This is a genomic window from gamma proteobacterium SS-5, assembly GCA_009497875.2.
Classification (GTDB): Bacteria; Pseudomonadota; Gammaproteobacteria; order Chromatiales; family Chromatiaceae; genus Magnetovirga; species Magnetovirga frankeli.
The window spans coordinates 409,563-421,723 of sequence record CP032508.2 but is presented as its reverse complement, the minus strand read 5'-3'; the positions used below and the strand labels follow the sequence as shown (position 1 = coordinate 421,723).

Below are 12,161 nucleotides of genomic sequence, written 5' to 3'. Positions count from 1 at the left end.
TTGCCGAGGCCAGGAGCGGAACGCAGAGGATTCTAAAAGGGAAGGCCTCGACCAGCGGCAACCGGCGTTTGTCGAACCCGGTCTGTGCCAACCCGCACAGGCTACTGGCGCGATGACCTATTGGGCAGTTCATAGACCAGGGTGTGTACCAGGGTCAGGCCGACGAAGATCCAGCTGGCCGGGCCGTGCAGGCTCATGGGCTTGAGGATCTTCAGCCCCGTCAGCATGGCCACCCCCAGAGAGGTGGCCATGCCCGCCTTCACCGCCTCCTTGCCTACGCGCCTTTTGCTGGCAACCGGTCGCCTGCGTCCTTGGCTGGCGGCGCGGGGACATTTGCCCTGGCGGGGAGAGGCGACCGCGCAATTGGCGGCGGCCGACTTGGTGCGGACGGTCTCGGTCACAGGAGCAGGGTCTTGAGGGAAATATTCGGCCTTGGCTTCCACTGGAGTATCCTCTTGAATCAAGGAGTTTAGCACCATTGGCCGGGTGTTCGACGACCCGGCAAGGGCTGAAACCGTTAACAACTGAATTGCGAGATGCGATTCTAAATGAGAAGGGTTCGCATTTGCAAACAAATTGCCATCCATCCGTCATCCGTTCCTGAGTTGCCGACCCGCATTGGAAGGAAAAGGGTACCTGGCTGGGCAGTCAAGGCCGAGCAGGCGAAAACACAGTAAGAGATGTTTCGTGTTTCGGGGTGCCCACGCCGAGCTCAGATCGGGGTGGGATCGCCCCATGTCCGTTAGGATGCCAAGCCGACCGATTATGGGGGTATAGAACCCCGATCCGTGCGTCGATTTGACTTGCGCCGCTCAAACTGACTATGATAAGCCTATTGTTGACTAAAATAGAGAGGAATTACCCATGTCCGAAGCAGTAACCGCCCTGGGGGCCGAAGACCTGAGCCTGACCGCAGGTGCCCAGGCAAAATTTACCGAACTCATGCAGCAGGTGGACGATCACGTTGCCGGCGTGCGCGTATTTGCCAGCCCCGGCGGTTGCAGCGGCGTCAGCTTTGGCATGAACTTCACCGATCAGATCAACGCCGAAGAAGACGGCGTGTTGCAATGCGAGGGTTTTCAGGTGATCGTCGATCAGGGCACCCTGCAATACCTCAAGGGCGTAGAGATAGATTTTGTTGACCGTGGCGATGGCAATGCCAGCTTCGTCTTCAACAACCTGCCCAGCATGGGCGGTGGTGGCGGCTGTGGTGGCTGCTCCTCGTCCCAATCCCAGGGCGGTGGCTGCTCCTGATCGGCCACAGCGGGATTGACTACCGACACGGGGACCCAGGTCCCCGTTTTTCGTTGAACCCTTAGCCCGAATGGGGTACAAAAGACCATTCACGACACAGATTCTGGGCAAACCACATGAAGCCGTCTTATATTCTCATCGCAACCCTGCTGTTCTGCCTCAGTGCGCCCCTGGCCGCTGCGGTGCTGGGCACGGACCTCAACGGCAAGGAACAGAACCTGGCCGGTTACAAGGGCAAGTGGGTAGTGGTCAACTACTGGGCCACCTGGTGCCCACCCTGCATCAAGGAACTGCCCGAGCTGGAGCGCTTTCACAACACCCACAAGGCCGAAAGGGCTGTGGTGGTGGGCATGAACATGGAGAAGATCAGCGAGGAGCGGCTGCGCAGCTTCCTGGCCAAGCGTCAGGTCAGCTTTCCCATAGTGCCCACCAAGCCATCCAGCCGGTCGGTGTTCGGCAAGTTGGGGGGTATGCCCACCACCTACCTGGTCAATCCCGAGGGCAGGCTGGTGGCCAAGCAGGAGGGCGGCATCACCGCCGAGGAGCTGGAGGGCTTCATCACCAACCAGCAGTAAGATCGATCCGCCGCCACCCCACCCATCGGCATGAATACCAGGAACCCGAGCCCATGAAGACGCTGCAACCCCTGATTCTGGCCTGGCTGCTGCTGTTTGGCGGACAGGCCCTGGCCGAGGCCGAGCGTGACCCCTACAGCCACTTCTTCCACAGCAGTTTCGGCAACTTCCAGGAGGAACTGGAGACGGCGCGGGAGACGGGCAAGAAGGGCATAATGCTGTTCTTCGAGATGGACGAATGCCCCTTCTGCCAACGCATGAAGCGCAAGATACTCAACCAGCCGCAGGTACAGGACTGGTACCGGGAGCACTTCCTGCTCTTCCCGGTGGACGTGGAGGGCGACCTGGAAGTGGTCGATTTTCAAGGCAATGAAAGCATCCAAAAGGACTTTGCCCTGAAGCAATACCGGGTCCGTGCCACCCCGGTAATCGCCTTCTTTGATCTCGATGGCAGGCTGGTCCACCGCTTCACCGGTGCCGCCTCCAGCGTGGAGGAATTCCTCTGGCTGGGTGAGTTTGTTGCCGATGGCCATTACCAGACCACCAACTTCACCCGCTTCAAGCAAGCCAAGCGCCAGCAGGATTAGGCGGTGAGGCCGAACCCGCCCTGGCTGCTCGCCTTGCTGCTGTGGACAACGGCCCTCAACGCCTCGCCCCTGCCCGAACCCCTGCATCTGCAGCAGGCCCTGCGCCTGGCCGCGCAGACCGATCACCCGGAATTGCTCAAGGCCCGCGCCCGGCTTGCCGCCGGCCTGGCGCAGCGCGATCTGGCCGAGCGGGCGAATGACCTGGAGGCCAACCTCAGCGCCGGCCTGCGGCTGGTGGATCCCGCTTCTCGGGCCGCCGACCAGACAAGCAATGATAGCTATCTGCGTCTGTCTGTATCGAAAAGGCTGTACGACTTCGGCCGCCAGCAGGCCGGCCAGGCCCTGGCCGAGGCGCAGATCGCCGGCAGCCAGCTGCACCTGCTCAATGCCCGTCAGCAACGCCGGTTGGAGGTGATGCAGTGCTTCTTCGCCGTGCTCCTTGCCGACCTGCGTCACGAACGCAACAGCGAGGCCATGGCGGTGGCCTATGTCGGCCTGGACAAGGCGCGCAGCCGCCAGCAGCAGCAACAGCTGTCCGAGCTGGACCTGATGCGCCAGGAACAGGCCTATCAGCTCAGCCAGCAGCATCTCAAGATCAGCGACAACGCCCGCCGCAGCAGCCGCCATCGCCTGGCACTGGCCCTGAACCGGCCCGGCCAGCTCTCGGCCAGGCTGGAGCCGGGCAAGCTGTCCGGCCTGCGCCGCGCCATACCGGCACTGGAGGGGCTGATCGAGCAGGCCCTGAGCGACAGCCCCCTGCTCGCCGCCCTGCGCAGCGAGATACGCCAGCAGCGCCAGCGGGTAAAACAGGTGATTGCCGAGCAAAGGCCCAGCATCAGCGGCAGCCTGGGAGCCACCGCCTACGCCCGGCAGATGGGCAGCTACAGCCCACTGACCGCCGAACTGACCCTGCAGATCCCACTGTTTGCCGGTGCCCGCAATCGCGCCGAACAGGCCCAGGCCGAGTCTGAGGTCTTGCTCAAGAGCGCCGAGCTGAAGGCCGCCGAGCTGGAACTGCGCCACCGTCTGACCCAGCTGTGGAGCGAATTGCACGACCTGCAAGCCCGCCGCGCCGCGCTGCAACAGGCGGCCGACTACCACGAACTGAATCTGGATCGCAGCCGCGCCCTCTACCAGATGGAGGTCAGCACCGACCTGGGCGATGCCATGCTGCGCATCTCCCAACAGCGCCTGGACGAGGCCGAACTCAACTACCGCGCCGAGCTGGTCTGGGCCGAGATCGACGCCCTTGGCGGCCGCCTGTCAAAGAGGAACAACCCAGGATGAAACGCCCGCTCAACAGCCCCCTGATTTATGCCATCCTGCTCCTGCTGCTGGGCCCAGGCAGCAAGTCCTGGGCGGCCGAGGCCGAGGGTCAGGTCCACTGGCATGAGTCCCGGCAACTGGGCTTTCTGGTGGACGGCGTGATCGCCGAGATCCCCGTCCGCCCCGGCCAGCGCGTCGCCCAGGGCAGCCCCCTGGCCCGGCTCGACGGACGTACCTACCAGGCCGCTCTGAACGCCGCCGAACAGCGCCTGGCCGCTCGTCAACTGGCCCTGGGAGAGGCCCAGCGGGAGCTGGACCGCGCCCTGGAGCTGTATGATCGCGGCCAGTTGCCAGAGCACGACAAACAGCTGGCGCAGATCGCCCAGGCCCTGGCCCAGGCCCAGCTGGCGCAGGCCCAGGCCGAGCAGGTACGCGCCGCCTTCCGCCTGCAACAGAGCGAACTGCGCGCCCCCTTCGATGCCCTGATACTCCAGCTGCACGCCCATCCCGGTCAGGCCCTGCGCGGCCACTGCGGCCCGCAAGCGGTGCTTGGGCTGGCGGCAGCGGGGCAAGGCATCGCCCGGCTCCGGCTCACCCCCGAGCAAACCCCACCCGAGCTTGGCCAGCAGGTAGAGCTAAGCCTGGCAGGCAGGCAGATTCAGGGCCAGGCACAAGCCCTGCGCAGGGATGCAGAAAACGGAACCCGGCTGGACGTACTCTTCAGCCTGCCCCCAGAAACAGCCCTGCAGCCCGGTCAGGCGGTGCAGGGGCGCTGGTAGAGGGCTGAGGCAGGTCGATCGGCTTTCTCCTCAATGTTCTTCAGTGGAACAGGCCCCTTTCTTAATAATCTACATTAACTTCTAAACATAACTCTCTGATTAAACAATTTTAATCGGCCGTCCTCCGTCTGTCTCAAATTTCTTGCATAAGTTACTGTCCTGAAAGCTGTTTTGTCTTGACACTGGCCTATCCGGTTACTTAAGATGGAGGGAAGTGGGGGAAAGTGGTGTCAGTTGGCACTCATGTGGGGGCTTTCCATTGTTCAGTGGGGACAGCTATCTCAGTCTTGACGACAAGGGTCGTCTGGCCATACCTGCCCGGTTCCGGGACGGGTTGAGGGAGAGTTGCGCCTCGCAGCTGGTGATTACCGTCGATCCGGGCTCCCGCGAGCCCTGTCTGTTGCTCTATCCGCAAAACGAATGGCGCTCGGTGGTCGAACAGATCAAGACCCTGCCCAATGCCGATCCCCAGGCCAATACCTTCAGGCGTCTGTTCGTCGGTCGTTCCATCCAGGTGGAGATGGACCGCCAGGGGCGCATCCTGTTGCCGGGCAAGCATCGTGAATATGCCGGTCTGGGCAATCAGGTGGTGCTGGTGGGCCTGATCAATCGCTTTGAGATCTGGGACGAGGCCCTGTGGAGCAGCCGTTGCGATGCCTGGGCCGAGGAGCTGGACCTGAGCGCCATGGCGGAGGATTCCCCGTTACGGAGCCTGACCTATTGAGCCAGGACCGGCATCGGTCGGTCCTGCTGGAAGAAACGCTGCAGGGTTTGGCGATCCGACCGGACGGGCGTTACCTGGACGCCACTTTCGGCCGGGGTGGCCACAGCCGCGCGATCCTGGCCCAGCTGGGTAGCGCGGGACGTCTGCTGGGCCTGGATAAGGACCCCCAGGCAGTGGCCGAGGGCCAGGCCCTGGCCGAGCAGGAACCGCGTTTCGGCATCATCCACGGCAGCTTTGCCGATCTGGCCCAACTGCTGCGCGGCCAGGGCTGGAGCGGGTTGGATGGGGTGTTGATGGACCTGGGGGTATCCTCGCCGCAATTGGATCAGGCCGAGCGGGGCTTCAGCTTTCTGCATGACGGACCATTGGATATGCGCATGGACCCCAGCCGGGGTCAGAGCGCCGCCCAGTGGCTGGCAGGGGTGACCCAGAAGGAATTGGCCCGGGTGCTGCGCGAGTTTGGCGAAGAGCGCCATGCCGGGCGCATCGCCGCTGCCATCCTGGCGGCGCGCCTGCAGGGGCCGATCGGACGTACCGGCCAGCTGGCGGAGATCATCAAGCTGGCCCATCCGGCCTGGGAGAAGGGTCGGCATCCGGCCACCAAGAGCTTTCAGGGGATAAGGATCTTCCTCAACCATGAACTCGGGGACCTGGATCGCGGGCTGGAGCAGGCCCTGGATCTTCTGCATGGGGGGGGGCGGCTGGCGGTGATCAGCTTTCATTCATTGGAGGATCGCAGGGTGAAGCGTTTTATCCGGGATCAGGCCCGTGGCGACCACCTGCCCGCCGGGCTGCCGGTCACCCAGGATCAGCTCAACCGGCGTCTGCGCCCCCTGGGCGGGGCGATTCGCCCAAGCGCTGCCGAGGTGGTGGCCAATCCCCGTGCGCGCAGCGCCGTGTTACGCCTGGCGGAGCGGCTGTGAGCGGCCATCGGCAGGTCATCGGGGTGCTGGTGTTGTTTGCCCTGGTGGCTGCCAGCGGGCTTGGCGTGGTATATGCGAAGTATAGTAGTCGTGTTCTTTTTGTAGAGCAGGAGCGCTTGCGGAAAGAGCGCGATAACCTGGAGATTGAGCGGGGCAGGCTGCAGCTGGAGCAAAGCACCTGGGCCTCCCCCGCGCGGATTGAGGAGGAGGCCAGACAGCGCCTGAACATGCGCATGGTCAAGGCCGAAGAAATCATCGTCATCGAGTAGTGAATTGGGATGCCCACAGCCAAACTGAAGAAAACCGGACAGGCCAAGCGCCTCAAGCTGCCCAGCTACTCGGCTCGGCGGCGTTTTCTGTTTGTGCTCATGGGTCTGGTGGGCGTGGCCCTGGTGGGGCGGGCGTTGGAGCGGCAGGTGATTCAGACCGAGTTCCTGCAGCAGGAGGGGGCGCGGCGCTATTTGCGCGTGATCGAGACGCCGGCCGATCGCGGCCCCATCGTCGATCGCAACGGCGAGGCCCTGGCCCTGAGCACCCCGGTGGATTCCATCTGGGCCGACCCGCGCCAGCTGGAGCTGGATCGGCAATCCCTCGGCCAACTGGCCAAGGCGCTGGAGATGCCGCCCACCGAGCTTGCGGCCCTGTTGCAAAAGAGCCAGGGGCGCAGCTTTGTCTATCTCAAGCGCCAGGTCTCGCCGGATATCTCCGCTGCCGTGCAGGGTCTTAAGCTGGTTGGGGTGCATTCCGACCGGGAGTATCGGCGCTTCTATCCGGCCGCCGAGGTGGTCTCCCATGTGCTTGGCTTCACCAATGTGGACGATCAGGGCCAGGAGGGGCTGGAGCTGGCCTTCAACGAGCGGCTCACCGGTCGGCCTGGCAAGAAGCGGGTGATCCGCGATGGTCGGCGGCGCATCGTCAAGGACGTGGAGCGCATCGAGCCGGTCCGCCCCGGCCAGCAAGTGCAGCTGAGTCTGGACTTGCGCCTGCAGTTTCTCGCCTACCGGGCACTGAAATCCGCCATGGATGAACACAATGCCATCGCCGGCACCGCCGTGCTGCTGGATGCGCGCAAGGGCGAGATCCTGGCCATGGTCAATCAGCCCGGCTTCAACCCCAATGGCAACAAGGCCCGCACCGGCGGTCGGCTGCGCAACCGCGCCGTGACCGATCTGTTCGAGCCCGGCTCCACCATCAAGCCCTTTGTCGTCGCCGCTGCCCTGGAGTCCGGCCGCTACCAGCCCGATACCCCGGTGGACACAGATCCAGGCTATCTGCGGGTGGGCTCTGGCCGGGTCAAGGATGTACACAACTACGGCCTGCTGGATGTGGCCGGGGTGATCCGCAAGTCCAGCAACATAGGCGTCACCAAGATCGCCCTGGACCTGGGCCCGGAGCGCATCTGGGACGCCTACCGCCGGGTCGGCGTCGGTCAGCCCCTGCACACCGGTTTTCCCGGCGAGATCAATGGCCGCCTCAGCGACCCGGCCAAATGGCGCGAATTCGATCAGGCGGTGATCTCCTTCGGCTACGGCATCTCGCTCAACGCCCTGCAGCTGGCGCGGGCCTATGCCGTGCTGGCCAATGACGGCCTGCTGGTGGAGCCCGGTTTTCTGCTGCGGTCGCAGATGCCCGAGCTACAGCGGGTGATGCATGCCAAGACCGCTCGCCAGGTCCAGGCGATGCTGGAGCAGGTGGTGTCGGTGCAGGGCACCGCCCGGCGTGCCGCCGTGCCCGGTTACCGCATCGGCGGCAAGACCGGCACGGTGAAAAAGCACAGTGCCCAGGGCTATGCGGATAACGAATACCAGGGCGTGTTTGTCGGCATGGGCCCCATGTCCGATCCCCGGTTGGTGATGGTGGTGATGATCGACGAGCCGCGCAGCGGCAAATACTACGGTGGTCAGGTGGCCGCGCCGGTGTTTGCCGAGGTCATGGCCGGTGCCCTGCGCATGATGAACATCGCCCCGGACGCCCCCCAGGCCGAGGGCCTGACGCTGGTCGCCGCCGGGGGGCCAAGATGACTCAGATCGTCCAGACCCAGCCAAACCGGACCGCTTGCGGCAGGCCAGGCCCCAGCAGACCGGCCCCATTTCGGCCTGACCTGCATCTGAGCGACCTGCTGGAGGGGCTGCCCGCCGAGCGCGACTGCCCCCTCTCCGGCATCAGCCAGGACAGCCGCGAACTGCAGCGGGGCGATCTGTTCCTCGCCCGCAGCGGCCTGCATAGCCACGGGCTGGACTTTTATGCCGCCGCCCAGGCACAGGGCGTGGCCGCCATCCTCGCCGAGCCCGGCCCGCGCTGGCCGCTGGAGCGCATCCAACAACTGGCTGGCCAAAGCCCTGTACCCATACTGCCCCTGACCGATCTGGGTCAACGGGCCAGCGCCCTGGCCGGCGCTTTCTACGCCAACCCCAGCGCCGCCCTGCGCGTGATCGGCATCACCGGCACCAACGGAAAGACCAGCTGCGCCCTGGCCCTGGGCCAATGCCTGGACCAGTTCGCCGCCACCCTGGTGATCGGCACCCTGGGCCTGGGACGGCCAGGTGCCTTGCGGCCCACGGGTTACACCACCCCCGATGCCATCCAGCTGCAGCGCCATCTGGCGCATTTTCTCGATCAGGGCGGCGAGGTGGCGGTGATGGAGGTCTCCTCCCACGCCCTGGACCAGGGCCGGGTGGCGGCAATTCATTTCGATACGGCGGTCTTCACCAACCTCAGCCGGGATCATCTCGATTACCACGGCGACATGGCCCGCTACGGCCAGGCCAAGGCGCGCCTGTTTCGCTTCGCCGGGCTGGGGCTGGCGGTGATCAACGCCGATGACCCCTTCGCCGCCGAACTGGTGGCGCAGCTGGCCCCCGAGGTACGTCTGGCCCTCTACGGCAGCCAGATTGATCCAAACCTAACCCAGCGGGCCGACCTGCGTCTGGAGGCCGAGCAGATCGACACCCATGCCAGCGGCCTGAGCATCCGGCTGCGCATCAACGGCCAGCCGAGTCGGCTGGACAGCCCCTGGCTGGGCCGCTTCAATGCCGCCAATCTGCTGGCCGTACTGGCGGTGCTGCTGGAACAGGGGGTGGGCGAGCAGCGCGCCCTGCAACTGCTGGCGCAGACCCCGGCGCCGCCGGGGCGGATGGAGGCCTTCAGCGCCCCCGGCCAACCTCTGCTGGTGGTGGACTACGCCCACACCCCGGATGCCCTGGAACAGGCCCTGCTGGCCCTGCGTGAACACTGCGCTGGACAGTTGCTGTGCGTGTTCGGCTGCGGCGGCGAGCGCGACCGGGGCAAGCGCCCGCTGATGGGCGCACTGGCCGAGCGCCTGGCCGATAGGGTCATGCTCACCGACGACAACCCCCGTGGTGAAGACCCCCAGGCCATCATCGATGAGATCCTCGCCGGGGTACGGCGGCCCGCTGACATCCTCATCCAGCGTGACCGCGCCCTGGCGATGGAGCAGATGTTCCGCCAGGCCGGTCCCGGCGACGTACTGGCCATCTGCGGCAAGGGCCATGAAGACAGCCAGACCCTGAATGATCAGACGCGCCCGTTCAGCGACCGCGATCTGGCCGCGCAACTGCTCGGGGTCAGGAAAGCAGAGGGGGCCGGGGCATGCTGAACATGCGGCTCAGTCAGGCGGCGGCGGCCACCGGCGGTCTGCTGGTGGGGCAAGACCTGGCGTTTGGCTCGGTCGCCATCGACAGCCGTCGGCTGCAGGGCCAGCCCCTGTTCATCGCCCTGCGCGGCGAGCGCTTCGACGGCCATGACTATCTGCAGCAGGCCCAGGCCGGCGGTGCCATCGCCCTGATGCTGGAGCGCCCCAGCCCCATCGACCTGCCTCAGCTGCTGGTGGCCGATTGCCGCCTGGCCCTGGGCCAGCTGGCCGCCGCCTGGCGCAAGGCCAGCCCGGCCAAGGTAGTGGGCCTGACCGGCAGCAACGGCAAGACCACCCTGAAGGAGATGCTGGCCTGCATCCTCGGCCAGAACGGCACCCCGGTACTGGCCACCCAGGGCAATCTGAATAACGACATCGGCGTGCCCCTGACCCTGCTGCGCCTGCGTGACGAGCCCCTGGCCGTGATCGAGATGGGGGCCAATCATGGTGGTGAAATCGCTTACCTGACCCGGCTGGCGCGGCCCGATGTGGCCATACTGAACAACGCCGGTCGCTCCCATCTGGAGGGCTTTGGTTCCCTGGAGGGCGTGGCCCGGGGCAAAGGCGAGATTATCCAAGGCCTGGTCGAGGATGGCTGCTTTGTCTATCACTTCGACAGCCCCTGGGCCGCCCTCTGGCGGCAGCTGGCGGCGGGCAAGCGGCGGTTGGGCTTTGGCCTGGCCAAGGGCGCGGAGATCCGCAGCCCGGCCCAGGTGGAGACCCGCTGGGATGCCCAGGGCTTTAGCAGCCGCTTTCTGGTGGAGACCCCAGCGGACAGCTTCGAGGTGCAGATGGCCCTGGCCGGTGAGCACAACCGGCTCAATGCCCTGGCCGCCATCGCCGCCTGCTATTGCCTGGGCATACCCGATGCCCAGGTGCAGCAGGGTCTGGCCCGCATCGCCCCGGTGCCGGGACGCCTGCACTGCCGCCCTCTGGGCAGCGGCTTCCTGCTGGATGACAGCTACAACGCCAACCCCGAATCCCTGAGCGCCGCCATCCAGGTGCTCAGAAGCGCCCCCGGCGAGCGCATCCTGGTGCTGGGCGACATGGCCGAGCTGGGCGCGGACAGCGCCAGCCTGCATGCCGAGATCGGCACCAAGGCCCGCGCGGCCGGTATTGATCGGCTATACGCCGTCGGCCCCCTGGCGCAACAGGCGGTGGAGGCCTTTGGTCCGGGCGCGGCCCATTTCAGTGATCAGCAGGCCCTGATCCAGGCCCTGGGCCAGGCCCTGCGGGGTAGTGAGACCCTGCTGGTGAAGGGCTCGCGCAGCTCGGCCATGGATCGGGTGGTGGCGGCCCTGTTGCCGGAGAAGAACTCATGCTGTTGATCCTCGCCGACTATCTGAGCCAGTGGAACAGCGGCTTTACCGTGTTTCGCTACATCACCCTGCGCGGCATACTGGCGGTGCTCACGGCCCTGGTGTTCTCCTTTGTGCTTGGCCCGCTGATGATCCGCCGCCTGACCCATCACCAGATCGGCCAGACGGTGCGCGATGACGGCCCGCAGAGCCATCTGAGCAAATCCGGTACGCCGACCATGGGCGGTGCCTTGATCCTGCTGGCGGTGAGCCTGGCCACTCTACTCTGGGCCGATCTGTCCAACCGTTATGTCTGGGCGGTGCTGCTCACCACCCTGATCTTTGGCGTCATCGGCTTTGTCGATGACTACATCAAGCTGGTGCGCCGCGACCCCAAGGGCCTGATCGCCCGTTACAAATACTTCTGGCAATCGGTGGCCGGCCTGGGCGTGGCGCTGTTTCTCTACAGCTCGGCGCAGACCCCGGCGGAGACCCAGCTGATCATCCCCTTCTTCAAGGACGTGGTGATCAACCTGGGGGCCTGGTACATATTGCTCACCTACCTGGTGGTGGTGGGGGCGAGCAACGCGGTGAATCTCACCGACGGTCTGGATGGCCTGGCGATCATGCCCACGGTGCTGGTGGCCGGTGCCCTGGGGGTGTTTGCCTACTCCGCCGGCCATGCCAACTTCGCCAGTTACCTGCTCATCCCCCATCTGCCCGGCGTCGGTGAGGTGGCGGTGATCTGCGGCGGCCTGGTGGGTGCAGGTATCGGCTTTCTCTGGTTCAACACCTATCCGGCCCAGGTGTTCATGGGCGATGTGGGTGCCCTGGCCCTGGGCGCGGCCCTGGGCGTCATCGCCGTGGTGGTGCGCCAGGAGCTGGTGCTGTTCATCATGGGCGGCATCTTTGTGCTGGAGACGGTCTCGGTGATCCTGCAGGTGGCCTCATTCAAGCTCACCGGGCGACGCATCTTCCGCATGGCACCTATCCACCATCACTTTGAACTCAAGGGCTGGGCCGAGCCCAAGGTGATCGTGCGCTTCTGGATCATCACCCTGATTCTGGTGCTGATCGGCCTTTCCACCCTGAAGATCCGCTGA

The 12,161-nt window shown here is 65.1% G+C and carries 13 protein-coding genes; 12 read left to right on the top strand and 1 reads right to left on the bottom strand.

Annotated elements, in window-relative coordinates:
* Positions 1–101: 101 nt before the first annotated feature.
* Entirely contained in the window at positions 102–401 is a 300-nt protein-coding gene (locus D5125_07185) for a hypothetical protein (protein QFY89283.2), read from the bottom strand.
* A gap of 463 nt (positions 402–864) precedes the next feature.
* Here D5125_07185 and D5125_07180 point away from each other — a divergent pair, with 463 nt between their 5' ends.
* From D5125_07180 to D5125_07125, 12 genes are all read left to right on the top strand, one after another.
* Positions 865–1,254, top strand: coding sequence for an iron-sulfur cluster assembly accessory protein (locus D5125_07180; protein QFY89282.1), 390 nt, complete (start codon positions 865–867; stop codon positions 1,252–1,254).
* A 116-nt stretch (positions 1,255–1,370) separates the two neighbouring features.
* Positions 1,371–1,829, top strand: a complete 459-nt coding sequence (locus tag D5125_07175) for a TlpA family protein disulfide reductase (GenBank protein ID QFY89281.1) — start codon at positions 1,371–1,373, stop codon at positions 1,827–1,829.
* Between the two features lie 53 nt (positions 1,830–1,882).
* Positions 1,883–2,416 carry a thioredoxin family protein gene (locus D5125_07170; protein ID QFY89280.1) on the top strand — a complete coding sequence of 178 codons (534 nt, stop codon included), beginning with the start codon at positions 1,883–1,885 and terminating at the stop codon, positions 2,414–2,416.
* A gap of 3 nt (positions 2,417–2,419) precedes the next feature.
* Positions 2,420–3,703, top strand: a complete 1,284-nt coding sequence (locus D5125_07165; protein QFY89279.1) for a TolC family protein — start codon at positions 2,420–2,422, stop codon at positions 3,701–3,703.
* Positions 3,700–4,461 carry a biotin/lipoyl-binding protein gene (locus D5125_07160; protein ID QFY89278.1) on the top strand — a complete coding sequence of 254 codons (762 nt, stop codon included), beginning with the start codon at positions 3,700–3,702 and terminating at the stop codon, positions 4,459–4,461. The genes D5125_07165 and D5125_07160 overlap by 4 nt, the downstream gene beginning before the upstream one ends.
* A 259-nt stretch (positions 4,462–4,720) precedes the next feature.
* Positions 4,721–5,185 (top strand): division/cell wall cluster transcriptional repressor MraZ, encoded by a 465-nt coding sequence (gene mraZ, locus D5125_07155; GenBank protein QFY89277.2) that lies wholly within the window; start codon positions 4,721–4,723, stop codon positions 5,183–5,185.
* Positions 5,182–6,108 carry a 16S rRNA (cytosine(1402)-N(4))-methyltransferase RsmH gene (gene rsmH, locus D5125_07150; protein QFY91083.2) on the top strand — a complete coding sequence of 309 codons (927 nt, stop codon included), beginning with the start codon at positions 5,182–5,184 and terminating at the stop codon, positions 6,106–6,108. The genes mraZ and rsmH overlap by 4 nt, the downstream gene beginning before the upstream one ends.
* On the top strand, positions 6,105–6,377 hold the full coding sequence (gene ftsL / locus D5125_07145) for a cell division protein FtsL (GenBank protein QFY89276.1): 273 nt from the start codon (positions 6,105–6,107) through the stop codon (positions 6,375–6,377). Before rsmH ends, ftsL begins: the two co-directional genes overlap by 4 nt.
* Before the next feature lie 9 nt (positions 6,378–6,386).
* Positions 6,387–8,129, top strand: a complete 1,743-nt coding sequence (locus D5125_07140) for a penicillin-binding protein 2 (protein ID QFY89275.1) — start codon at positions 6,387–6,389, stop codon at positions 8,127–8,129.
* On the top strand, positions 8,126–9,724 hold the full coding sequence (locus D5125_07135) for a UDP-N-acetylmuramoyl-L-alanyl-D-glutamate--2,6-diaminopimelate ligase (GenBank protein ID QFY89274.1): 1,599 nt from the start codon (positions 8,126–8,128) through the stop codon (positions 9,722–9,724). Before D5125_07140 ends, D5125_07135 begins: the two co-directional genes overlap by 4 nt.
* A complete protein-coding gene (locus tag D5125_07130; GenBank protein QFY89273.1) occupies positions 9,718–11,088 on the top strand; it encodes a UDP-N-acetylmuramoyl-tripeptide--D-alanyl-D-alanine ligase in 1,371 nt (456 codons plus the stop codon). The genes D5125_07135 and D5125_07130 overlap by 7 nt, the downstream gene beginning before the upstream one ends.
* Positions 11,079–12,161, top strand: coding sequence for a phospho-N-acetylmuramoyl-pentapeptide-transferase (locus D5125_07125; protein ID QFY89272.1), 1,083 nt, complete (start codon positions 11,079–11,081; stop codon positions 12,159–12,161). The genes D5125_07130 and D5125_07125 overlap by 10 nt, the downstream gene beginning before the upstream one ends.